Raw genomic sequence first — 22,411 nt, 5'->3', positions numbered from 1 at the left:
ACGTCGTGCCGGTCGCCGAGGGGGACAGGAATCATGGCTGACGAGGGAACGTACTACGAGTACCAGGCCCCGACGCAGTGCTACGCCGGGGATCACACCACGAACTTCGCCGGCGCGAAGAACATGGACCAGATGAAGGCCATGGTCGCCAACGCCGATCACGTGGAGGTCGAGTCCTGCGCCAAGGGCTGGCTCCAGGTGCACGACCAGTTGATCACCGGATCGGGCAGCGCCAAGTCGGTCTTCGACGCCGCCGTCGAGCACATCACCCAGCACTGGGACGGCGCCGCGGCGGAGGGGTTCCGCGCGCAGGCCACGGTCATCAGCAAGATGATCACGGACTGCTCCACGTATGCGAAGTACACCTCGCAGGCGATGACCAACGCGGCGTCCGTCCTCAAGACGATCAAGCCGCAGGTCGACGCGATGGAGAAGCCCGGCACCCTGTCCAGCTGGGGCGACGCGCTCGGCGACGGCTTCGACCGCAGCGACGCGCAGCTGCACGCGGACCTCGCGAACGGGGTGGACACGCAGTCCGCGCTCGACCGCAGCCGCGGCTCGCTGTCGGCGGGCAAGGAAGCGCAGCTCGAAATGGCTGTGAAGATGGAGCAGCTGGGCGCGGGGTACAACGCGCAGTCGCGCTCGATGGGGACGTGGACGAAGAAGCCGGCGCCCAGGCGTTACGACGAGTCGGAGGACTACCCGGGTGACCCGGGCGGCGTCGCGCCCGTTCCGGTCGTGGTGCCCCCGGAAATCGTGCGGCCCAGCACGGACACCTCAAGCCGTTCGACGGGACGGACGTCGGGGGGCACAGTGTCGCCGGTCAGGGAGGTGAAGCCGCCCCGGGACAACGGCATCACCGGCGGGGTGCAGAAGCCGGCCCCGAGTACGAAACCTCAGGTCGGTACCGCCATCGACGGTACCGCCGGGGGCACGACCGGGACTGGTGGCTATGGCGGCGGCACCGCCGGCGTCGGTGGTGGTGTCGGTGGTGTCGGCGGCCCCGGGGCCGGTGGTAGCGCGGGCGTCGGCGGCGCCGGTGCCGGTGTCCCGGGGGCTTTGGGAGGCCTGGGCGGGCGTGGCGGTAGGGCGGGCGGTTCCGGCGCGGGCGGCGCCGCCCGCGCCGGAGCGGCAGGCCGGGGCGGAATGCCGGGTGCCGGCGGTGCGGGCGCCGGAGCGGGCGGCAGGGGCGGTGCCACCGCCGGACGTGGTGGCAGCCTCGCCCGCCGTGGCGGCGGTGTCGTGGGCGCCGCCAAGGGCACCGGATCGGGCACGCGCGGCACGCCCGGCGGCTCGGGCCTGCACAAGAGCCGTGGCGCCGCGGGTGCGGGCAGCGGGAGCAATACCGGCAAGGGCGCGAACCGCATGATGGGCCGAGGCCAGAGCGGTCAGGCGGAAGAAGAAGAGCGGCGCGAGGGTGAGCGTCCCGACTACCTGGTCGAGGACGAGGAGACCTGGACGCCGGAACGCAACAACGCTCCTCGGGTCATCGAGTAGTGGCACACAGCAGCCTGTAGAACAGCGTGGGGGCTCGGCCGGCGAAGCCGTAGCCCCCACACTGCCTGAGAGAGGACATGGAATGGCCTTCAAACCGACGCTGCGCTCAATGGGCGGCGTTGTGCTCGCAGGTGCGCTGATCTTCGCCGCTGCACCGGTTGCTTCAGCGGACCAGACGAGAGAAGACCAGTGGCCGCTGAAGGCCTTCGACGCGGCATCCGTCTGGAAGGTCTCCAAGGGCGAGGGCGTCACCGTCGCGGTCATCGACTCCGGGGTCAACGCCGATCACGTCGACCTCAGCGGCAATGTGATCGAAGGCAAGGACTTCATCGACGGCGGCTCGACAGCTCCTGAGCCTGGCGATGACCATGGCACCGCCATGGCCTCGATCATCGCGGCCCACGGCCATGGTCCGGGCGGGGCCGACGGGGTCATGGGACTCGCTCCCGATGCCAAGATTCTCGATATCCGCGATGACGGACATCGCGACGGCGGCTTCGCCGAATCGATTCGGTATGCCGTTGATCACGGAGCGTCCGTGATCAACGTGTCGTCCGGAGGTGCGGTCAAGGCCGACGCGGAAGCGGACGCCGTCGCGTACGCACTCCGGAAGAACGTCGTCGTGATCGCGGCCTCGGGTAACGAGGGCAGTCAGGTCAGCTATCCGGCAGGTCATCCCGGCGCAGTCGCGGTGGGGGGCGTCCAGAACGACGGTGAGATCTGGGAGGACTCCAACTTCGGTCCCCAAGTGCTGCTTGCGGCACCTGGAACCTCCATCGTGAGCGCCGGAGGCAAGACCAACGCGGCTTACCGCTCCGGCACCGGCACCTCGGACTCAAGCGCCTTCGTCGCCGCCGCGGCGGCCCTGCTCCGCGCCAAGTTCCCCGACCTGACTGCAGGTCAGATTGTCAACCGCCTCACCAGGACCGCTGGGTTGCCCGCGTCCGCGAAGGGCATCCCGCTCCCGGACAAGCACTACGGCTACGGCTACATCCAGCCCCTCGCCGCGCTCACCCAGGACGTGCCTGCCGGACCGACGTACGGCCCGCTCGCTGTGCCGGAGTCGCTGAAGACCGGGCAGGACGGTGGCGGCCAGGGAGCCACGGCCGACCCTTCGTCCGCCGCGCCGAACGTCACCGGCGGCGCCATGAGCGACGACGAGCAGGTCGCAGCAGACCGCAAGCAGCTCATCGCCCTCAGCGTGATCGGTCTGGCCGGCCTCCTCGTCCTCGCTCTGATCGTCTTCGTGATTGTTAAGATCGCCCGCCGCAACAAGGGCGGCGGCAACAACGGGCCCGGCGGTCCCGGCGCGCCCGGCGGCGGACACCCGCAGTACGGGCAGCCGCAAGCGTCGCCGCACCAATACCAGCCCCAGCAGCAGGGCAACCCGTACGCGCAGAACCCGTACGGGGGGCAGCAGCAGACGCCGCCGCCCTCGTCATGGGGCTCGGGGCGCCAGTAACGAACAGCCGCTCGCACGTCCGGCACATCCAACGGGGAGACGACATCGGCTATGGCTGGTTACTACAAGGTGGAACTCGACGCGCTCGCGGATCTCGGTACCCAGTTGGGGAACTGCGCCGATGAGATGCGCTCGGCGATGAAGGTTCTGAAGGACATCGGCCCGAAGGGCTCCGGCTTCGCGGATCTGGAGGCGGCCTGCGACGACTTCCAGGACGCCTGGGGGTACGGGATCGGGCTGATCGCGGACGCGACGGGCGGCGTCACCAAGGGTCTGGAGGATACCCGGAAGGTGTACGAGACCCTGGAGCAGCAGGTCGCGGCCTCCTTCAACCCGTCGGGCAAGGGGGGGACGACATGACATCGACGCCCAAGAGCGGGCCGGAGGAGGAAGGTGCCGCGGCGTTCCGGTTCGAGGTGCAGCCGGAGTTCCATGAGGTACCCCTTGGTATAGGCCTGGATGAAGACACGTTCACGGAGCGGATGCGGGCATACGCCCGCGACTACTGGGGTGACCGGGAGGACTGGGAGCCGCTGCGCAGGATGTTCACGGCCGTGCACGCGGCGAACGCGCAACAGCTCGCCGCAGATGGTGTCGTCTACCAGGCACTCGGCATCTTCCCCATCGGGGGAACGGCCGACGGAACTCAGGCACCCGAACGGGTCAGCCGTTGCACGCTGTTGATCAGCGTGCGGGAGCTGGACAATGCGGATCCCGCGCTTGCCGCCGCCGGCATCGTGGAGACGCTCGCTTCCACCAACGACGGGGGCGAAGCCCAGCTCGTCACCCTTCCCGCCGGACCTGCCGTGGTGAACGTCGCGGGCTCACGCGCCGTGTGGACACTTCCGGACGGTGAACAGGAAAGGTTTTTCGTTCGGATCGAGCTCTGGTTGCCGTTTCCGCAGGAGAACCGGATGCTCCTGTTCTGTTTGAGTACTTCCGACGCCCAGGATCTGTTCCATTACCAGGCGGTACTCGCGGACATCGCCGACACCGTCAGCTTCGCGGGCACGGAGGACGGTACGGGTGACGGCGCCCCGCCGGCGACCGCCGCGAAGGCCCAGGAGAGGACGACGTACGCATGACCACGCAGACTTACGACGCCCTCGGTTTTGACCCGGCGCCCGGGGTTCCGTCGTCGGTGGCCCAGCTCGTCACCACCCTGAGCAAAGTCGGCAATCAGCTGAATGAGGCGCACGGCACGCTGACCCGGCTGGGCAAGAGCGACGGTGTCTGGGAGGGGGACGCGGCGGACGGCTTCGCCAGGAAAGTCGGCGAACTGCCGAAATATCTGATCGACGGGTACGGCTCGTTGATCGACGCCGCTCACGCCCTGCACCGCTGGCAGTCACAACTGACGGACTTCCAGACGCTCGCAGTCCGGTACGAGACGGAGGCCGAGCAGGCCCGCCGGACTCTGACCTCGGCGCAGTCCGCTCCGGATCTCCAACTGGCGGGACGGACCTTCGACACCGACGCTGCGCTGCAGGACGCTCAAAAGCGGCTCGACTTCGCCGTCAAGCGGGTCAACGAGGCTACGGACGGCTTGAACACCGTCATCAAGAAGGCCCAGGACCTGCTGAGCGACCACGAGGCGGCGGCCCGTGCCGCGGCGGAGGCGATCCGCAAGGCCGCCGAACGCGCGCCGGACGAGCCCGGTCTCTTCGACCGCTTCCTGGATTCCCTGAAGGATTTGGGCGAAAGGATCAAGGATCTCGCCGCCGACGTCCTGGACTGGTTGAAGAACAACGCGGACCTGCTCTACAAGATCGGCGACTGGCTCGGCTACGCGAGCGCGGCGTGCGACGTCCTGGCGCTCGTCTTCTCGGAGACCATCGTGGGTGCCGTGGTCTTCGAGGCCATCGGCATGGCCCTGAACGCCGGAGCACTCGCCTTCCACGCCGGTGGCTGGGCTCTGGGGGCCAAGGACGGCTCGTGGTTGGACATCGGCCTCGACATCGTCGGATTCGTGCCCTTCGGCGACTTCGCACGCGGTGGCAAGGTTGCCGTGGGCGCACTCAAGGGTGTCAAAATCCCCATGAACGTCCTCGACTTCGGCGCGAAGGCGGCGGATTCATGGAAACGCGCCGGCGATTTGATCGACGCGGTCGGCGGAACCGCGAAGTTCGGTGACGACGCCGAGAAGTGGGTGGCGCGCAATTGGGGTTCCCTCGGCAACAAGGCGCACGCCATCCACGTCACCGCGGACAAGTTCGCGGACCGGTTCGCCCTCGCCGTTGCCAAGGAGTTCGGCGACTCCACGCTGTACCGGGCGGGGACGTCCCTCCTCGACGCCCCGTTCCGGAAGATCATGCCGGAGCTGATCGAGCGCACGCCGTTGTCACGTATCCCCGCTCTCGCGGACTCCGTCAGGCCGGTCGTGAACGAGGCGGGCACCGTCGTCGGGAAGTACATCGACCCGCGGTCCTGGACGGCACGCGGGTACGAGGCCGCCATGGGCGCGAAGGATCTGTACAAGGAGGGCGTGCGCCACGTGACAGAGGACGTGCAGTACACGTCGGACAAGGTCCATGAAAGTATCGATCAGGCCCGTTCCACGGCCGGTCGGATCGTCGACACCATCAACCCCTTCGGATAGCCGTGAGCAACAGTCACCCGGGGTGGTCGGCCCCGGCTCAGCAGATGCCGTTCCCCGCACCCGCGTCCCGGCAGGCGTTCCGGGTCTCCCCGCCCGGTCCCGCCGACCCGGAGCGGCAGGGGTCCCGGCTGGTCCTGGCGATCAGGCAGCCCGGCAACCCACGGGACGCCGCGGCCTTGGCGTACGTCTATGAATCCCCCGGGTCCCGAAACCCGGGCGCCGCTTCCTCCAACGCGCTGTGGATCCACGGCGGTGCGGACGGCGGACTGCTGTGCGTCGTGCGCCCGGCCGACCGCGCCGAGTACGAGGTCTGTACCCCCGAGGGCGCCCCGCTGGCCCGGATCAGCCGCCGTTCGGGACGCGTCCTGCCTTGGCCGCGGCGCGTCCGGTGGACGATCCGGCCCGCCGACGCGGCACCACCGACCGTGGGCAAGGCCGGTTCCTGGTACGCGTGGACGTTCTACCTGCTGCTCGCCCCGATCTGGTTCCCGCTGTGGCTCGTGCAACTGGTGTACTCGCTGGTCGACGGCTCGGATCCCATCGACCTCGACGGCCCGCAGCGCACCAGGTGGCGTACGCCGGGTGCCGGCACGGTGCTTGACCGACGGGGCGTCAGTACCGCGGTGTACGACCTCGATCCACGACGCCTGGACGTCCGGGCCGCATACGCCCAAGCCGTTCTCCGCTCGGGGAACAACGTGCTCCCGTTGTGACGTGGGTGGTCAGGATGGTGCCCACCGTGTCGTGCGGAGTCGATCCGCGCGGCGGTGTGCCCTCGTATCCATGAGGTAGCCGACGGAGCCGCAGGGCACCAAGCGACCCCGTGAGCCCCGGTGCCCTCAGTCCGTCCGGTAGCCCGCCAGTAGTCGCGCCAGGCCCGTCGGATTGCTCAGCGCGACCAGGTGGCCGCCCGGCAGGACGTCCGGGTCGATGCCGAGGCGCTCGCGGGCGACGCGCCGCTGGAAGTCCCGGGGGAAGAGCCGGTCGTCGCGGCCGACGACGACGCGGGTCGGTACGTCCGGCCAGCCGGACAGCGGGAAGGGGACGCCGAACGGGGTGTCGGACTGGCGGGGGTCACGGGTGAGGGCCTGATCGACCAGGGCCTTCGGCAGATCGTGGAAAAAGGTGACCAGGGGGTCGAAATCCGCGTCCGCCGGGCGGCCCTCGGCCAGGTCGAGCGCGCGCCGGGCGGCGGGCTGGCCCGTGTTGGCCCACCAGTCCCCGGCGGTCTCACCGGGGGCCGGGATCATCGCGTTCACCAGGACGAGCAGGTCGACCCGGTCCTTGAGACGGTCACAGACCAGCGGCGCGGTGAAGCCGGCCATCGACTGGGCGACCAGCACCAGGTGCGCGCGGTCGCCCACGGCGGCGGCGACCGCGTCCGCGTACTCCTCCAGCCCCGCCGTGTCGTCGTCCGCGGGAAGCTCCACCGCAAGGGCCTCGTGGCCGCGGCGGCGCAACTCCGGCACCACGAGCTGCCAGTACCAGTCGCTGTTGCCACCCGCCCCGGGGATCAGCACATAGGTCGTGGTGGTGGTCGTCACGGTCGCGAGCTCCTTTCCGGCGTCACGCCTGCGCCAGGACGGAGGCGAAGCTGTCGAGGATGTGGTGGACGCCGGCCTCGGTCTGGGCGCAGTGCTCGGCGGGAACACCGGGCTGATGGTAGACGACCTCGGTCTTGTCGCCGTGGTCGGTGAACGCGGCGTCCATGACGACCTCGACGCCGTCGGGGCCGCCCATCGTCCACACCAGTCGCTCGTGCCGTACGACCTCGCGATAGGTGCCGCCCAGCGGCATCTCGCCCTGCGGGGTGGTGACGGTGGCGCTCCACGCGCCGCCGGTGCGGACGTCGCTGACGACGGTCGGCAGCGGCGCGCCGAACCACTGGGCGAAGTACTCGCGCCCGGTCCACACCTTCCAGACCTTGGCGAGCGGCGCGTCGAAGACCCGGGTGATGGTGATGTCGTTCATGGCGGTCTGCCTTCCTCGGACACGGCGGCGGAGAGCGCGCGGCGCACTCCTTGTCACGAGGGGGCAGACCGGCGCCGGCGCCCGGACTCATCGGTCGCGTCGTCCCCCGATGTCCGACCCTCGTGATGTGATCGGCAGGAGCGACGAGGGGAGCCGGGCATGACGGTCGAGGTACGGATCGAGCCGTGGGGGCAGGAGGATCTCGCCCTGCTGCGGCGCACGAACGCGCCCGGGATGATGGAGCACTTGGGCGGCCCGGAGACCGAGGAGCAGCTGCGGGCACGGCACCTGCGGTATCTGGTGCGGGACGACGAGGGCGGCGGGGGGATGTTCCGCATCGTGCTGGCGGCCACGGGCGAGTCGGCGGGCACCATCGGGTACTGGGAGCGGACCTGGCGGGGCGAGACGGTGTACGAGACGGGCTGGAGCGTCCTGCCGGAGCACCAGGGCCGCGGCATCGCCGTGGCGGCCGGGCGGGAGATCATCGTGCTGGCGAGGGCGGCGGCCGGGCGCGGGCCGCGTTCCCTGCACGCGTACCCCAAGGTCGACAACCCGGCGTCGAACGCGATCTGCCGCAGACTCGGCTTCACGCTCGTGGAGGAGTGCGACTTCGAGTACCCCGCGGGCAACCCCATCCGCTGCAACGACTGGCGGCTGGAGCTCACGGCAGCCGGCTGACGGACCGGCGGATCGACTGACCGAAGGACATACGGTGACGGCCGGGTCGAGGTCTACCAGGCGTCGCCGTCCCGCCAGTCGCACACGAGGTCACCGGCGAGGTCGAGTGGCGCGTCCACCGGCAGCACGTACACGCAGTCGCCGTCCTCCGGCGTGCGCACGAAGGTCGGCCCCCGCCACGGCCGTGGGCCGCGCAGAAGTCGGCGGATCCGTCGGCGGCGGCCGGCGCGCCTGGGGCGTGTCCATCATGGCGGCGCCGTGGCCGCGCCCGCGGCGGTCCGCGCGCACGTCCTGGATCTCGACGTAACCGGTCCGCAGGGCACGTTCGGAGTGCAGCACGCGGCGCTGGACGAGGGCGGCGTGCCCGAACAGGTCGGCGCCCTCCCACACCAGCGCGTGCATGCCGCCAAGGGAGTGCTCCCCGTCCGCGTCGTCCAGGCCGCCGTCGAAGGCCTCGACGAGCAGGGCGTGCGCCGCGTCCAGGACGGCGCTGTCCAGGCCGGCGGTGTGGGCCATGACGACGCGGATGCCGTGCGTTCCACTGGGTGGCGGAGAAGTCGTGTCCCCATCCTCGCAGCCGTCCGGGCGGCCGGGGCACTGTCGGTGGCCGCTGTCATCATCGAGCCATGCTGACCATCGGGACGATCGTGCTGGGCGCAGCGGACGTGCGTCGGGCCGCGGCCTTCTGGGGTGCCGCACTCGGGTATGCGCCGCGTGACGGGGACGTCGGGGACGACTGGGCGGTGCTGGTCCCCGCCGACGGCGGCGCAGGCCCCGGCATCGCCGTGGACCGGACCGCGACCCCCGTCCAGGAGCACCCGCGGGTGCACCTCGATCTGTACGCCGACGACGCCGCCGATCAGGTGGCACAGGTGGAGCGGCTGGTCGCCCTCGGGGCCGAGCGCGTCGACTGGGACCTGTACCCGCCGGACCCCGACTTCGTCGTGCTCGCCGACACAGAGGGCAACCGCTTCTGCGTCATCGACACCTCCTTCGAGCCGTCGTCCGGCGCCTCCTGAAGCAGGCGGCCGCCGGAACGACGTCGTCCCATGACGCGGTGGCCGGCGGTGAGTTCACCCCTCCCGCCCATGGCCGGGGAGTGGCACGATGGCCCGCACACCCTTCTCACGACGTACACGACCGGGGGCACCGAGCCGATGAGCAAGGAGATCAGCGACACCGAGCTGATGGACGTCGCCGCCGACCCGGAGCAGGCCCGCCGCCTGCACAAGGCGCTCAGGACGCTGGCTGACAACCCCAACGTGACCGGCCCGCTGAAGGACATGGCGCGTGAGGTCCTGAACGGCCGCCTCGGCATGCGCGAGGCCCTGGACTCCGGCGTCTGGCGCGGGGCGGTCGGTGACCGTATGGCCGAACTGCGTCGGATCGACGAGCAGATGACGCCGCAGGAGCGTGCCGAGGCGCGTGAGCGCGCCGCCCGGTGGTTCGAGCAGCAGGACCAGCAGGACCAGCTGGGCGCGCAGGACGACCGGAACGGGCCAGACGGGCCCGGAGCGCGCGGCACCGGTGCCGCAGGCGCCGCCGACCCGCGCGACGTCCCGCCCGCCTACCGTCCGCCCACCCGGCGCGGCTGAGCCGCCGCGCCCTCAGCCGCAGTAGGCCGCCCAGCCCAGCCCAGCCCAGCCCAGCCCAGCCCGGTACGGCAACGGGGCGGGGACGGACCCCCGGTCCGCCCCCGCCCCGCCCGTGCCGCGCACGGCACCGCCCGCCGTCAGCTCTCCGGCAGGAAACCGGTCTGGATCAGCTGGTTGCCGCGCCGCCGGGTGAGGAACTGCGCCCGCCCCGGCGGCAGCTTGGCCGCCTTGGTGTTGCCGAAGACGGGCCCCTCGCCCGGGTCGCCGGACAGGATGATGCCGGTCGCGCCGAGCTCCTTGGTCCGGGTGAGGAACGGCTCGAAGGAGGACCGCGAGGCCCCCGAGGTACTGCGCGACAAGATGATGCGCAGGCCCAGGTCGCGGGCGAAGGGCAGGTACTCCATCAGCACCTGCATGGGGTTGCCCATCGAGGTCGCGACCAGGTCGTAGTCGTCGACAAAGACCCACGCGTCGGGCTCGGTGTACCAGCTGCGGTTGCGCAGCTGCTCGGGCGTCACGTCCTGGCCGGGCATCCGCCGGCTCATCGAGCCGGCCAGCGACTCCATGACCTCCTGCAACTGCGGGCCGGAGGCGCAGTACTTGTACATGTGGCTCTCCGGTACCTGGCCCAGCAGCGCCCGGCGGAAGTCGGAGACCACGAACAGCGCCTTGCCGGACTCGTAGCGCTCGCTGACCTGCTTGGCGATGAGCCGCAGAAGCGAGGACTTGCCGGACTCGCTCTCGCCGTAGATCACCATCAGCGGGTCGGTCTCGAAGTCCACGAACACCGGCGAGAGCGTGAGCTCGTCCACGCCGATCGCGATGCCGCGGTCGGAGAAGTCGCCGCCCTTGGGCAGGTCGGTCGACGGCAGCATCGTCGGCAGCATCCGCACCTTCGGCGCGACCGGGCCCGGCCAGCCCGCGTTGACCTGGGCGACGAGCTGCGCCATGCCCTCGGACAGGTCCTCCACCCCCGAGGAGGCGTCGATCCGCGGCAGCGCCGCCAGGTAGTCCAGCTTCTCCGGGGACAAGCCGCGGCCGGGCTTGCCGACCGGCACGTTCTCCGCGCGCCGGCGGTCGAACTCGGACTCCATCGGGTCGCCGAGCCGCAGCTCCAGCCGGCTGAGGATCTGGTCGCGCAGCGCGGGCCGGATCTCGGTGTACCGGGTGGCGGTGATGACCAGGTGGATGCCGAAGCCGAGGCCGCGGGCGGCGATGTCGTTGATGACCGGGTCGAGTATCTCGTAGTCGGTCTTGAATGTGCCCCAGCCGTCGATGACCAGGAACACGTCGCCCCACGGCTGGTCCGGGAAGTGACCCGCCGCCCGTCGGGAGCGGAAGGTGTTCATCGAGTCGATGACGTTGCTGCGGAAGAACTCCTCGCGGGCGCCCAGGATGCCGTGCACCTCGGCCACCGTGCGGCGGACCTTCTCCGCGTCCAGCCGCGAGGCGACCCCGCCGACGTGCGCCAGCCCGTCCAGGGCCAGCATGCCGCCGCCGCCGAAGTCCAGCGCGTAGAACTGGACCTCCTTCGGGGTGTGGGTCAGCGCGAAGGACGCGATGAGCGAGCGCACCAGGGTGGACTTGCCCGACTGCGGGCCGCCGACGACCAGTGCGTGGCCGCCGGAGCTCGACATGTCCGCGTACATCACGTCGCGGCGCTGCTCGAAGGGCTTGTCGACCAGGCCGACGGGCACCGTGAGTTTGCCGGTGGCGGTGTAGCCGTCGGCGTGCAGACCGCGCTCGGTGCTCACCGTCAGTGGTGGCAGCACCTGGTCGACGCTGAACGGCTCGTCCAGCGGCGGCAGCCACACCTGGTGGGCGGGCGGGCCCTGGCCCTCGAGGCGGCCCACGATCACGTCCAGGACGGTGTCGGCCAGCGCGTCGTCCACCTGGCCGGAGCGTGCCTGCGGCTCCGGTTCGGTGAGGATGCGCACCGGCACCGGCGCCGCGGTGAACAGCACGGGGGAGCGGTCGATGCGGGCCCCGTTCGCCGTGCGCGTGCCCGGCGCGCGGTAGGTGCCGGAGACGTACGCGGCCTTGAACTGCACCATGGTGTCGGTGCCGTACTTCAGGATGCCCGCTCCCGGCACATTGGGCAGGTGGTACGCGTCCGGCACGCCGATCGCGGTGCGGGACTCGGCCGCGGAGAAGGTGCGCAGACCGATGCGGTAGGACAAGAAGGTGTCCAGGCCGCGCAGCTTGCCCTCCTCCAGGCGCTGCGAGGCAAGCAGCATGTGCACGCCCAGCGACCGGCCGATGCGGCCTATCTGGATGAACATCTCGATGAAGTCGGGCTTGGCGGCCAGCAGTTCGGAGAACTCGTCGATGATCAGGACGAGCGAGGGCAGCGGGTCCAGGGCCGCCCCGGCCGCGCGGGCCTTCTCGTAGTCGGTGATGTTGGCGTAGTTGCCGGACTGCCGCAGCAGCTCCTGGCGCCGGGTCAGCTCACCGGTGATGGAGTCGCGCATGCGGTCCACCAGGGTCAGCTCGTCGGCGAGGTTGGTGATGACCGCCGACACGTGCGGCATGGTGCCCATGCCGGTGAAGGTCGCGCCGCCCTTGAAGTCCGCGAGGACGAAGTTCAGCGTCTCCGAGGAGTGGGTGACCGCCAGGCCCAGCACCAGCGTGCGCAGCAGCTCCGATTTGCCGGAGCCGGTGGCACCGACACAGAGGCCGTGCGGGCCCATGCCCTCCTGCGAGGCCTCCTTGACGTCCAGCATGACCGCTTCGCCGCTCTCGCCCAGGCCGATCGGCACGCGCAGCCGCTCGTGCAGGGTCCGCGGCCGCCAGGTCCGCGCGACATCCACCGAGGACGCGTCGCCGATCCCCATCAGATCGGTGAAGTCCAGGTTCGCCAGGAGCGGCTCGTCCGCGTCGGCCGCGCCCAGGCGCAGCGGCGCCAGCTGCCGGGCCAGCGACTCGGCCTGCACCGCGGACAGCACGTCAGGAGTGCCGACGAAGGTGCCCGCACCGGCCTCCAGGTAGAGCTGGTCCCGCCACACCTGGATCGACAGCGAGCCGCGCATCTCGTCGAGTTCGCCGGGGACGACTTCCAGGATCGTCACGCCCTGCAGACCTTCGGCCGAGGCGATCACCGAGTCCGCGGGGACGCCGCCGCCGTCGAGCACGATCACCAGGTGCGGCTGGTCGAGGACCGTCTGGCCGTCGCGGTTGAAGCGCGGGCGGCCGTCCAGCTCGTCCGCGAGCAGGTCCTCGACCTCGCCGAGATCGCCGCAGACCAGCCGGCGCAAACCGGCGCCGTCCTGCTCCTTGTGCTGCGCGTGCGGCAGCCACTTCGTCCACTCCCACTCCGACTGCGCGCCCGGCGCCGCGACCACGGCGACGACCAGGTCCTCGGGCGAGTGCAGGGAGCACAACTGGCCGATGACGGAACGGGTCTGGCCGTACACGGTGTCCGGGTCGCCGGAGATCGTCACGTGGTAGAAGGAGCGCAGCCCCACCGCCAGCGGCAGGTTGTCCAGCGAGCCGTGCGCGGCGATGAACTGCTGCATCGAGTGCGCGGTCAGCGGCTCCAGTTCGTCCACCGGAGCGGTCTCCGGCGCCACGATCGGAGTGGACAGCTGCTGGGGTCCGAGCCCGACCCGCACCTGCGCGAAGTCGGCGTCGGAGGAACGGCGTTCCCACACCCGCGAGCGCTCGGCGACCAGCGCCCACAGCTGCTCGGGAGCGGGGTGCAGGTAGTACTGCGCGTCACGCTGCTTGCGGGCGGTCTTGCGGACCCCCCGCCGCACCTGCGCCAGATACTTGAGGTAGTCGCGACGGGCCTCGGCCATCTGGCCGGAAGGGCCCTTGCGCGAGCGGACGATCTGGGCCACCACCATCGCGAGGGTGGAACCCATCATCAGTACGCCCATGATTTTCATGAACCCGCCGGAGCCCCCGCTCCCCGTGGGCAGGAAGAAGAAGGCCGCGGACGAACCCATGCCGAGCATGGGCAGCAGGTTCATCAGCAGGCCCTGGTCCTCGCCGCGCGGTAGTTCGGGCGGGGCTACGAGCCGTACCTCCTCATTCGGCACCTCCGGCGGGTATACCCGCGGCGGGCGTTTGATGACGACCACGCTCACCGATGCACCAGTCCTTCACGCGAATCGCAGTTTCGGGCCGCCCCCGTGGCGACGGTCCCCCGTATGGCACGTCCGGTCTCGCACCGGCCCCTCGGGGGCCGGGCATTGGACCACAGGCAGGTGGTGATCCTACTGGGCATGACAGGCGCGGGGCAGTGGGACAGGTGGGGGACAAGGGAGTTGGGGCAAGGGGTAGGGTGACGGATCGCGAGGCGCGGACGGGGGTCCGACCCTGGACGGCCGCGTCGATGCCACCCCAAACCACCCACCGTCGGACGAGGGGGACAACTTCAGGTGAGCACGGTCTCAGCAACCGGATTCTGCAGAGTCACGGTGGCGGCGCCCAACAGCCGGATCGACGTGGCACTCCCGGAGGACGTGCCGCTCTCCGACATCTATCCGGAGATCCTGCGCCTGTCGGGCCAGACCCCGGAGGAAGCCGCACCCACCGGGTACAACTTGGTCCGCAGGGACGGAAGGGTGCTCGACGACACCCTTTCCCTGACCGAACAGCGCGTGTACGACGGTGAGTTGCTCCTCCTGCGTCCCTTCGCCGACTCGCTGCCGCCCGCCGTCTTCGACGACGTGGTCGACGCGGTCGCCGCCGCCGTCCAGAGCGACCGGCGCAGCTGGAACGACGCCCTGATGCGTGGCGTCGGCCTCACCGCCGGCGTCGTCCTGCTCGCCCTCATGGCGTTCGTGCTGTGGTTCTCCGAGCCGGTCAGGCACGACATGCACGGGCTGCCCGGCGTCCTCGCCGGCGCCGCCGGCCTGGTGCTGGTCGCCCTGGCGGGCGTGCGCGCGCGGGTCTACGACGACCGGTACTCCGCCGTCGCCCTCGGCCTGTCCTCGCTGCCGCTGCTGCTGGTCGCCGGCTCCGGCGTGATGGGTGTCGACAAGGGCGAGGGCCCGGGCCGGCTGCACTTCCTCATCGGCTGCGTCGTGGTGCTGACCGCGTCGGTGCTGCTCGTGCTGCTGCTGCCGCAGGGCGACGCCCCGTTCGTGGCGGCGTCCTTCACCGCCGGCGTCGGCACCCTCGCCACCTTCGTGGCGATCCTCACCGAGGCCGCGCCGCGCGAGGCCGCCGCCGTCACCGCGGTCGTCATGATCGCCGTCGTCGGATTCCTGCCCGGCTGGTCGGCCCGCTTCGCGCGGCTGCCGATCGGCTTCCGCTCGCCCGACCAGGTCGCCTCCCGTCACCGCGGGGACGCCGAGCGGCAGGGTGAGGAGGAGCCGGTCGACTTCGAGCTGATCACCAACCAGGCCCGTCGCGGCCACGAGCTGCTGCTCGGCCTGGTCGCCGGCTGCGCCGCCGCGATCGTCGGTTCCGCCGGCGTCGTGCTGGGCTTCTCCGACAGTGCCTGGGCACAGCTGCTCGCGCTGGTCATGGGTCTCGCCACGCTGACGCGCGCCCGGCTGTTCCGCTACACCTCGCAGGTCGTGACGCTGATGGTCGCGGGCGTCGTCACGATCGGCCTGCTGGTCATCGGGCTCGCGCTCAACCTGCCGGCGGACATCCTCACCGACCTGCTGCGCGGCAACCACTCCTCGCTCGACGTCCGCACCGTGTGGCTGTCGGCCGCGGTGGCCCTGGGCGCCGCCCTCCTGGTCGCGATCGCCCTGGTCGTCCCGAACAAGGGCGTCACCCCCTTCTGGGGCCGGATGCTGGATCTGGCCGAGGCCGCGGTGCTGCTCTCGCTGATCCCGATCTGCCTCGCCGTGCTCGATCTGTACGCCAAGGCCCGCGGGATGACGAGCGGCTGAGGCCGCCTGCTCGAACGTGGTGCCCGCCACCCCGGATCCGGACATCGCACCGGGCCCGGGGTGGTACTCTGTGTAACCGATGCGTCTGCCCCCGTGCGGCGCGTCCCGCCTTCCGAGTCATCGCAGATTCCCCTGTGACACAGACCAGGGGCGCTCGAAGGCACCGAAACACAAGGAGACCGTATGTCGCTCGACGTCGCGACGAAGAAGCAGATCATCGGCGAGTTCGGCACCAAGGAGGGCGACACGGGCTCCCCCGAGGTCCAGGTTGCGCTGCTCTCGCGCCGCATCTCGGACCTGACCGAGCACCTCAAGACCCACAAGCACGACCACCACTCCCGTCGTGGTCTGTTGATCCTGGTCGGCCAGCGCCGCCGCCTGCTGCAGTACCTGGCCAAGAAGGACATCCAGCGCTTCCGTGCGCTCGTCGACCGCCTCGGCATCCGCCGCGGCGCGGCCGGCGCCCGCTGAGACGCCGTAGAGGGAGCGGTTCCCGTCCGGGAGCCGCTCCCTTGGCGTACGTGGGGAACCGCGCTGGACGCGAGACCGGGGCCGAAGCTTTGTAGGCTGGTCCCACACACAACGCCATAGAGCATGCGGAGGGAGCGTCCTCCTAAGAGCCACCAGAGCCGGTCCTCGGTAGTGGCCCCCGGGCAGCAGGTACGTCCCGGTGGCTTCGATCGAAGACCGGCCCGGCGGGACGCCCCTCCACCGACGGCCACCGGGAAGACGCCCGGCGGCACGAAAGAGGAGAATTCCCATAGTGGAGAACGAGACCCACTACGCCGAAGCCGTGATCGACAACGGCAGCTTCGGCACCCGTACGATCCGCTTCGAGACGGGCCGTCTGGCCCGTCAGGCCGCCGGCTCGGCCGTGGCCTACCTGGACGACGACACCATGGTGCTGTCGGCCACCACCGCCTCGAAGCACCCGAAGGACCAGCTCGACTTCTTCCCGCTGACGGTGGACGTCGAGGAGCGCATGTACGCGGCCGGGCGGATCCCCGGTTCCTTCTTCCGTCGTGAGGGCCGCCCCTCCGAGGACGCGATCCTCACCTGCCGCCTGATCGACCGCCCGCTGCGCCCGTCCTTCAAGAAGGGCCTGCGCAACGAGATCCAGGTCGTGGCGACGATCATGGCGCTCAACCCCGACCACCTCTACGACGTGGTCGCCATCAACGCCGCCTCCTGCTCCACGCAGCTGGCCGGCCTGCCGTTCTCCGGCCCGGTCGGCGGCGTCCGCGTCGCGCTGATCCGCGGCCAGTGGGTCGCCTTCCCGACGCACAGCGAGCTGGAGGACGCCGTCTTCGACATGGTCGTCGCCGGCCGCACGCTCGAGGACGGCGATGTCGCGATCATGATGGTGGAGGCCGAGGCCACCACCCGGACGATCGCGCTGGTCGAGGGCGGTGCCGAGGCACCGACCGAGGAGATCGTCGCGGCGGGCCTGGACGCGTCCAAGCCCTTCATCAAGGTGCTGTGCAAGGCGCAGGCCGACCTGGCCGCCAAGGCCGCCAAGGAGACCGCCGAGTTCCCGATCTTCCTGGACTACCAGGACGACGTGTTCGAGGCGCTCGAGTCCTCCGTCGCCGACGAGCTCAAGCAGGCGCTGACCATCGCCGGCAAGCAGGCCCGCGAGGCCGAGCTGGACCGTGTGAAGGCGCTCGCCGCCGAGAAGCTGCTGCCGCAGTTCGAGGGGCGCGAGAAGGAGATCTCCGCCGCGTACCGCTCGCTGACCAAGAAGCTGGTCCGCTCGCGCGTCATCAAGGACAAGGTCCGCATCGACGGCCGCGGTGTCACCGACATCCGCACCCTGGCCGCCGAGGTCGAGGCGATCCCGCGGGTGCACGGCTCGGCGCTGTTCGAGCGCGGCGAGACCCAGATCCTGGGTGTCACCACGCTGAACATGCTGCGCATGGAGCAGCAGCTGGACACGCTGGCGCCCGAGACGCGCAAGCGCTACATGCACAACTACAACTTCCCGCCGTACTCCGTCGGCGAGACCGGCCGCGTGGGCTCCCCCAAGCGCCGTGAGATCGGCCACGGCGCGCTCGCCGAGCGGGCGATCCTCCCGGTCCTGCCGTCCCGCGAGGACTTCCCGTACGCCATCCGCCAGGTCTCCGAGGCGCTGGGCTCCAACGGCTCCACGTCGATGGGCTCGGTCTGCGCCTCCACCATGTCGCTGCTGAACGCCGGTGTGCCGCTGAAGGCCCCCGTCGCCGGTATCGCCATGGGCCTGATCTCGCAGGAGATCGAGGGCGAGACCCACTACGTCACCCTCACCGACATCCTCGGTGCGGAGGACGCGTTCGGCGACATGGACTTCAAGGTCGCCGGCACCAAGCAGTTCGTCACGGCGCTGCAGCTGGACACCAAGCTCGACGGCATCCCGGCGTCGGTCCTGGCCGCGGCCCTCAAGCAGGCCCGCGACGCCCGTCTGCACATCCTCGACGTGATGATGGAGGCGATCGACACTCCGGACGAGATGTCGCCGAACGCCCCGCGCATCATCACCGTCAAGATCCCGGTGGACAAGATCGGTGAGGTCATCGGCCCCAAGGGCAAGATGATCAACCAGATCCAGGAGGACACCGGCGCCGAGATCACGATCGAGGACGACGGCACCATCTACATCGGTGCCGCCGACGGTCCGTCCGCCGAGGCCGCCCGCACCGTGATCAACGGCATCGCCAACCCGACGATGCCCGAGGTCGGCGAGCGCTACCTGGGCACGGTCGTGAAGACCACCACCTTCGGTGCCTTCGTCTCCCTGCTCCCGGGCAAGGACGGCCTGCTGCACATCTCGCAGATCCGCAAGCTGGCCGGCGGCAAGCGCGTGGAGAACGTCGAGGACGTCCTCGCCGTGGGCGCCAAGGTCCAGGTCGAGATCGCGGAGATCGACCAGCGCGGCAAGCTCTCGCTGATCCCCGTCGTCGAAGGGGAAGAGAACGAGTCCGGCGCTGACGGCGACGGCGACGACGCGTCCGAGGACGCGTCCGAGCAGTGACCGACCGCTCCACTCGTGTGACGGCCCGCCCCTCCACCAAGGGGCGGGCCGTCCGCACGCAGACCCTGCTCCCCGGCCTCGACGGCATCGGCACCGTGCGTCGCAGCGTCCTGCCCGGGGGGCTGCGCGTTGTCACCGAGACGCTGCCCACCGTGCGTTCGGCGACCTTCGGTATCTGGGCCTCTGTGGGCTCCCGCGACGAGACCCCGGCCCTGAACGGCGCCACGCACTATCTGGAGCACTTGCTCTTCAAGGGCACGGCACGGCGCAGCGCGCTGGAGATCTCCTCCGCGATCGACGCGGTCGGCGGCGAGATGAACGCCTTCACCGCCAAGGAGTACACGTGCTACTACGCACGGGTGCTCGACACCGATCTGCCGCTCGCCATCGACGTGGTCTGCGACATGCTGACCGGCTCTCTCATCCGCCAGGAGGACATCGACGCCGAACGCGGCGTCGTCCTGGAGGAGATCGCGATGACCGAGGACGACCCCGGCGACCAGGTGCACGATCTGTTCGCCACCGCGCTGCTGGGCGACTCCCCGCTGGGCCGCCCCGTGCTCGGCACCGTCGAGACGATCAACGCCCTCACCCGGGACCAGGTCCACCGCTTCTACCGGAAGCACTACGACCCCACCCGGCTCGTCGTCGCCGCGGCCGGCAACATCGACCACGACGCCGTCGTCCGGCAGGTACGCCGTGCCTTCGAGGACGCGGGCGCGCTCCGCGACCCCGAGGCCGTTCCCCGGCCGCCGCGCGGCGGCAGCCGGACCCTGCGCAGCCATGGCCGCGTGGAGGTGCTGGAACGGCGCACCGAGCAGGCCCACGTGGTGCTCGGCATGCCCGGCCTGTCCCGGCACGACGACCGGCGCTGGGCGCTGGGCGTGCTCAACACGGCGCTCGGCGGCGGGATGAGCTCTCGGCTGTTCCAGGAGGTCCGGGAGAAGCGCGGGCTCGCCTACAGCGTGTACTCCTACACCTCGTCCTTCGCCGACAGCGGGCTGTTCGGGGTGTACGCGGGCTGCCAGCCGCGCCGGGTGCCGGAGGTGCTGAAGATCTGCCGCGAGGAGCTCCAGCAGGTCGCCGAGCACGGCCTCGACGACGAGGAACTGCGGCGCGCCGTCGGCCAGTTCTCCGGCTCGACCGTGCTCAGCCTGGAGGACACCGGCGCCCTGATGAACCGCATCGGCAAGAGTGAGTTGTGCTGGGGCGAGCAGATGTCGGTGGACGCCACCTTGGAGAGGATCGCCGCGGTGACCCCCGAGGAGGTCCGCGCGGTCGCCCGGGACGTGCTCGGGCAGCGGCCCTCGCTGGCCGTCATAGGCCCGCTCAAGGACAAGCAGGTGGCCCGCCTGCACGATTGCCTGGTCTGAGCACCGAGTCCCGGCCGGCCGTGGCCGGCGCTGTCCAGCCCCAAGCCCTACCGACCGAAGGACAGGAACGATGAGCACAATCCGCGTGGGTGTGATCGGTGCCCGTGGCCGTATGGGCACGGAGGCGGTCAAGGCTATCGAGGCCGCCGGTGACATGGAGCTGGTCGCCGCCATCGGCCGCGAGGACAAGCTGGAGGCGCTGGCCGAGAACGGCGCCCAGGTCGCCGTCGAGCTGACCGCACCCGGTTCGGTCATGGGCAACCTCGACTTCTGCCTGCGGCACGGCATCCACGCCGTCGTCGGTACCACGGGCTGGACCGACGAGCGCCTGGACACCCTGCGCGGCTGGCTGGGCGCCGCCCCGGGGACGGGCGTGCTCATCGCCCCCAACTTCGGTATCGGCGCGGTGCTGACGATGCGCTTCGCACGTCAGGCCGCCCGCTTCTTCGAGTCCGCGGAGATCGTCGAACTGCACCACCCCGACAAGGTCGACGCCCCGAGCGGCACGGCCGCGCGCACCGCCCAGCTGATCGCCGACGCCCGCCGCGAGGCGGGCCTCGGCGCGCAGCCGGACGCCACCGCAACCGCCCTGGACGGGGCGCGCGGCGCCGACGTGGACGGGGTGCCGGTGCACTCGGTGCGGCTGCGCGGGCTCGTCGCCCACCAGGAGGTCCTCTTCGGCGACGCCGGCGAGGTCCTCACCATCCGCCACGACTCCATGAACCGCGCCTCCTTCATGCCGGGCGTCCTGCTCGGCGTGCGGCGGATCGTCTCCACGCCGGGGCTCACCTTCGGCCTGGAGCACTTCATGGACCTGGACTGAGCGTCCGTCACCGAGAGTCAGAGACCGAGAGCCGGATCGCCCATCATGCGCGCAAAGATCACCTACTTCGTCACCGCCGCCGTCCTCGTCGTCTACTTCGCCCTGGTCGGCGCCCGCGGCGTGTGGCTGATCCAGGACGGCCGCCCGGTCACGGTCGTCCTCGGCCTGGCGGTTCTCGTCCTGCCGGTGATCGGTGTCTGGTTCCTGCTCCGGACGACTCAGTTCGCGCGCGATGCGGGCCGGCTGGCCCGGGAGCTGGAGGCCGAGGGCGGACTGCCCGAGGACGAGTTGGTGCGCACCCCCAGCGGGCGGATCGACCGCTCCTCGGCGGACGCGGTGTTCGCCCGGCGCAAGGCCGAGACGGAGGCCGCGCCCGAGGACTGGCGTGCCTGGTTCCGGCTCGCCGTCGCCTACCACGACGCCCGTGACACCCCGCGGGCCCGCAAGGCGATGCAGCGCGCGATCGCCCTGCGCGGCAGGGCACCGCAGACGTGACGAGCGTGACGAGGCACTGAGGGCTTCAGGCTCCTCAGCCCGGCAGCACCGTCGTGCCGCCACCTGCGGGGCCCCCGGCCAGGGCGTGCAGCAGCGCGTGCGGGGCACGGCCGTCCAGGATCCGGGCGGAACGGACCCCCGCCCGGACCGCCAGCAGGCAGCCGCGCATCTTCGGGCCCATGCCGCCGCCCAGCGAGGGCAGCATCGTCTCCAGCTCGTCGGCGGTGAGCCGGTCCACCACCCGCTCGCGGCACGGCCAGTCCGCGTACAGCCCCGGCACGTCGGTCAGGACGACCAGCGAGTCGGCGCCGAGGGCGGCCGCGATGGCGCCCGCGGCCGTGTCGGCGTTGACGTTGTAGGCCTGGCCGTCGGTGCCGCGGCCGATGGGGGAGACCACGGGGATGTGACCGTGGTCCAGGAGGACGTCGACCGCGCCGGTGTTGACCTCGGCCACGTCGCCGACCAGCCCGATGTCGACGAGTTCGCCGTCGACTTCGGCATAGCGGCGCACCGCGGTGAGGGTGTGCGCGTCCTCACCGGTGAGCCCGACCGCGTACGGGCCGTGCCGGTTGAGCAGACCGACGAGTTCGCGCTGCACCTTGCCCGCCAGCACCATCCGCACGACGTCCAGGGTCTCCGGCGTGGTGACCCGCAGGCCTGCCAGGAAACGGGCCTGTACGCCCATCCGCTCCAGATGCGCGCTGATCTGCGGGCCGCCGCCGTGCACGACCACCGGTCGCACCCCGGCGTGCCGCAGCCGGACGACGTCGTCGGCGAAGGCGGCGAGCAGTGCGTCGTCCGTCATGGCGTGACCCCCGTACTTGACCACCACCGTGCGTCCGCGCAGGAGTTCCAGCGCGGGAACCGGCGGGGCGGAGGTGAGGAGGGCGGTCACGGACGGGCCGGACGGTCGTCGCGGGGGAACGCGTCGGAATGGGGGCCGGACGGTCCGTGCACCAGTCGCTCCAGGTCCTCGTCGGGGTCGGCTCGTCCGGGCGCCGTCGCCGGGGCGTCGGGCGGGCCGGGCCGGAACATAACAGGCTCAGGGAAACGTCCGAT

The 22,411-nt window shown here is 70.8% G+C and carries 20 protein-coding genes; 15 read left to right on the top strand and 5 right to left on the bottom strand.

All coding sequences use genetic code 11. The features are described from left to right. Positions 1-33: 33 nt before the first annotated feature. The 6 genes from RV983_RS11035 to RV983_RS11010 all read left to right on the top strand — a co-directional run bounded on the left by RV983_RS11035 (position 34) and on the right by RV983_RS11010 (position 6,271). Entirely contained in the window at positions 34-1,497 is a 1,464-nt protein-coding gene (locus RV983_RS11035) for a hypothetical protein (RefSeq protein WP_475985617.1), read from the top strand. Between the two features lie 82 nt (positions 1,498-1,579). Then, positions 1,580-2,959 carry a S8 family serine peptidase gene (locus RV983_RS11030; protein ID WP_475985616.1) on the top strand — a complete coding sequence of 460 codons (1,380 nt, stop codon included), beginning with the start codon at positions 1,580-1,582 and terminating at the stop codon, positions 2,957-2,959. A 51-nt stretch (positions 2,960-3,010) separates the two neighbouring features. Next, complete coding sequence (locus tag RV983_RS11025; protein ID WP_475985615.1) at positions 3,011-3,319, top strand: hypothetical protein; 309 nt, start codon at positions 3,011-3,013, stop codon at positions 3,317-3,319. Beyond that, on the top strand, positions 3,316-4,044 hold the full coding sequence (locus tag RV983_RS11020; RefSeq protein ID WP_475985614.1) for a hypothetical protein: 729 nt from the start codon (positions 3,316-3,318) through the stop codon (positions 4,042-4,044). Before RV983_RS11025 ends, RV983_RS11020 begins: the two co-directional genes overlap by 4 nt. Continuing rightward, a complete protein-coding gene (locus RV983_RS11015; protein WP_475985613.1) occupies positions 4,041-5,558 on the top strand; it encodes a putative T7SS-secreted protein in 1,518 nt (505 codons plus the stop codon). Before RV983_RS11020 ends, RV983_RS11015 begins: the two co-directional genes overlap by 4 nt. 44 nt (positions 5,559-5,602) lie before the next feature. Beyond that, entirely contained in the window at positions 5,603-6,271 is a 669-nt protein-coding gene (locus tag RV983_RS11010) for a hypothetical protein (RefSeq protein WP_475985612.1), read from the top strand. A 126-nt stretch (positions 6,272-6,397) separates the two neighbouring features. Here the strand turns inward: RV983_RS11010 and RV983_RS11005 are convergent, their stop codons facing one another. Both RV983_RS11005 and RV983_RS11000 read right to left on the bottom strand, forming a co-directional pair. Beyond that, positions 6,398-7,102, bottom strand: a complete 705-nt coding sequence (locus tag RV983_RS11005; RefSeq protein WP_475985611.1) for an alpha/beta fold hydrolase — start codon at positions 7,100-7,102, stop codon at positions 6,398-6,400. Positions 7,103-7,124: 22 nt separating this feature from the next. Further along, positions 7,125-7,529 (bottom strand): SRPBCC family protein, encoded by a 405-nt coding sequence (locus RV983_RS11000; protein ID WP_475985610.1) that lies wholly within the window; start codon positions 7,527-7,529, stop codon positions 7,125-7,127. 159 nt (positions 7,530-7,688) lie between these two features. Here RV983_RS11000 and RV983_RS10995 point away from each other — a divergent pair, with 159 nt between their 5' ends. After that, entirely contained in the window at positions 7,689-8,207 is a 519-nt protein-coding gene (locus tag RV983_RS10995; protein ID WP_475985609.1) for a GNAT family N-acetyltransferase, read from the top strand. Between the two features lie 90 nt (positions 8,208-8,297). Here RV983_RS10995 and RV983_RS10990 read toward each other — a convergent pair whose 3' ends face one another. Further along, the gene (locus tag RV983_RS10990; RefSeq protein WP_475985608.1) at positions 8,298-8,723 is read right to left on the bottom strand and encodes a GNAT family N-acetyltransferase; all 426 of its coding nucleotides are present in this window, start codon (positions 8,721-8,723) and stop codon (positions 8,298-8,300) included. Between the two features lie 110 nt (positions 8,724-8,833). Here RV983_RS10990 and RV983_RS10985 point away from each other — a divergent pair, with 110 nt between their 5' ends. Together RV983_RS10985 and RV983_RS10980 are read left to right on the top strand one after the other, a co-directional pair. After that, a complete protein-coding gene (locus RV983_RS10985; RefSeq protein WP_475985607.1) occupies positions 8,834-9,226 on the top strand; it encodes a VOC family protein in 393 nt (130 codons plus the stop codon). A gap of 48 nt (positions 9,227-9,274) precedes the next feature. Continuing rightward, complete coding sequence (locus RV983_RS10980; protein WP_475985606.1) at positions 9,275-9,802, top strand: hypothetical protein; 528 nt, start codon at positions 9,275-9,277, stop codon at positions 9,800-9,802. A 137-nt stretch (positions 9,803-9,939) separates the two neighbouring features. Here the strand turns inward: RV983_RS10980 and eccCa are convergent, their stop codons facing one another. Beyond that, positions 9,940-13,890, bottom strand: coding sequence for a type VII secretion protein EccCa (eccCa, locus tag RV983_RS10975; protein ID WP_475985605.1), 3,951 nt, complete (start codon positions 13,888-13,890; stop codon positions 9,940-9,942). A 294-nt stretch (positions 13,891-14,184) separates the two neighbouring features. Between eccCa and eccD the strand changes: the two genes are divergently transcribed. The 6 genes from eccD (at position 14,185) to RV983_RS10945 (ending at position 21,352) form a co-directional block, all read left to right on the top strand. After that, positions 14,185-15,654, top strand: coding sequence for a type VII secretion integral membrane protein EccD (gene eccD, locus RV983_RS10970; RefSeq protein WP_475985604.1), 1,470 nt, complete (start codon positions 14,185-14,187; stop codon positions 15,652-15,654). Positions 15,655-15,837: 183 nt separating this feature from the next. Then, complete coding sequence (rpsO, locus tag RV983_RS10965) at positions 15,838-16,125, top strand: 30S ribosomal protein S15 (protein ID WP_475985603.1); 288 nt, start codon at positions 15,838-15,840, stop codon at positions 16,123-16,125. A 292-nt stretch (positions 16,126-16,417) separates the two neighbouring features. Beyond that, entirely contained in the window at positions 16,418-18,661 is a 2,244-nt protein-coding gene (locus RV983_RS10960; RefSeq protein WP_475985602.1) for a polyribonucleotide nucleotidyltransferase, read from the top strand. After that, on the top strand, positions 18,658-20,034 hold the full coding sequence (locus RV983_RS10955) for a M16 family metallopeptidase (RefSeq protein WP_475985601.1): 1,377 nt from the start codon (positions 18,658-18,660) through the stop codon (positions 20,032-20,034). Before RV983_RS10960 ends, RV983_RS10955 begins: the two co-directional genes overlap by 4 nt. A gap of 70 nt (positions 20,035-20,104) precedes the next feature. After that, on the top strand, positions 20,105-20,857 hold the full coding sequence (dapB, locus tag RV983_RS10950) for a 4-hydroxy-tetrahydrodipicolinate reductase (RefSeq protein WP_475985600.1): 753 nt from the start codon (positions 20,105-20,107) through the stop codon (positions 20,855-20,857). Between the two features lie 45 nt (positions 20,858-20,902). After that, positions 20,903-21,352, top strand: coding sequence for a tetratricopeptide repeat protein (locus RV983_RS10945; RefSeq protein ID WP_475985599.1), 450 nt, complete (start codon positions 20,903-20,905; stop codon positions 21,350-21,352). 34 nt (positions 21,353-21,386) lie between these two features. Here RV983_RS10945 and argB read toward each other — a convergent pair whose 3' ends face one another. Next, positions 21,387-22,247: an acetylglutamate kinase gene (argB, locus tag RV983_RS10940; protein ID WP_475985598.1), complete on the bottom strand. Its 861-nt coding sequence runs from the start codon at positions 22,245-22,247 to the stop codon at positions 21,387-21,389. Between the last annotated feature and the right edge of the window lie 164 nt (positions 22,248-22,411).

The sequence above is a fragment of the Streptomyces sp. RLA123 genome, from assembly GCF_056270165.1.
The sequence above is the reverse complement of the archived record's forward strand: the minus strand, read 5'-3'. Positions and strand labels throughout refer to the sequence as shown.

Bases quoted from the DNA above. Each gene is read 5' to 3' on its own strand.
- RV983_RS11015 (WP_475985613.1), top strand. From the start codon at position 4,041: ATGACCACGCAGACTTACGACGCCCTCGGTTTTGACCCGGCGCCCGGG.
- RV983_RS11025 (WP_475985615.1), top strand. From the start codon at position 3,011: ATGGCTGGTTACTACAAGGTGGAACTCGACGCGCTCGCGGATCTCGGT.
- dapB (WP_475985600.1), top strand. From the start codon at position 20,105: ATGAGCACAATCCGCGTGGGTGTGATCGGTGCCCGTGGCCGTATGGGC.
- RV983_RS11035 (WP_475985617.1), top strand. From the start codon at position 34: ATGGCTGACGAGGGAACGTACTACGAGTACCAGGCCCCGACGCAGTGC.
- RV983_RS11020 (WP_475985614.1), top strand. From the start codon at position 3,316: ATGACATCGACGCCCAAGAGCGGGCCGGAGGAGGAAGGTGCCGCGGCG.
- RV983_RS10995 (WP_475985609.1), top strand. From the start codon at position 7,689: ATGACGGTCGAGGTACGGATCGAGCCGTGGGGGCAGGAGGATCTCGCC.
- RV983_RS11000 (WP_475985610.1), bottom strand. From the start codon at position 7,529: ATGAACGACATCACCATCACCCGGGTCTTCGACGCGCCGCTCGCCAAG.
- RV983_RS10990 (WP_475985608.1), bottom strand. From the start codon at position 8,723: ATGGCCCACACCGCCGGCCTGGACAGCGCCGTCCTGGACGCGGCGCAC.
- rpsO (WP_475985603.1), top strand. From the start codon at position 15,838: ATGTCGCTCGACGTCGCGACGAAGAAGCAGATCATCGGCGAGTTCGGC.
- RV983_RS10945 (WP_475985599.1), top strand. From the start codon at position 20,903: ATGCGCGCAAAGATCACCTACTTCGTCACCGCCGCCGTCCTCGTCGTC.
- RV983_RS10985 (WP_475985607.1), top strand. From the start codon at position 8,834: ATGCTGACCATCGGGACGATCGTGCTGGGCGCAGCGGACGTGCGTCGG.
- RV983_RS11010 (WP_475985612.1), top strand. From the start codon at position 5,603: ATGCCGTTCCCCGCACCCGCGTCCCGGCAGGCGTTCCGGGTCTCCCCG.
- RV983_RS11030 (WP_475985616.1), top strand. From the start codon at position 1,580: ATGGCCTTCAAACCGACGCTGCGCTCAATGGGCGGCGTTGTGCTCGCA.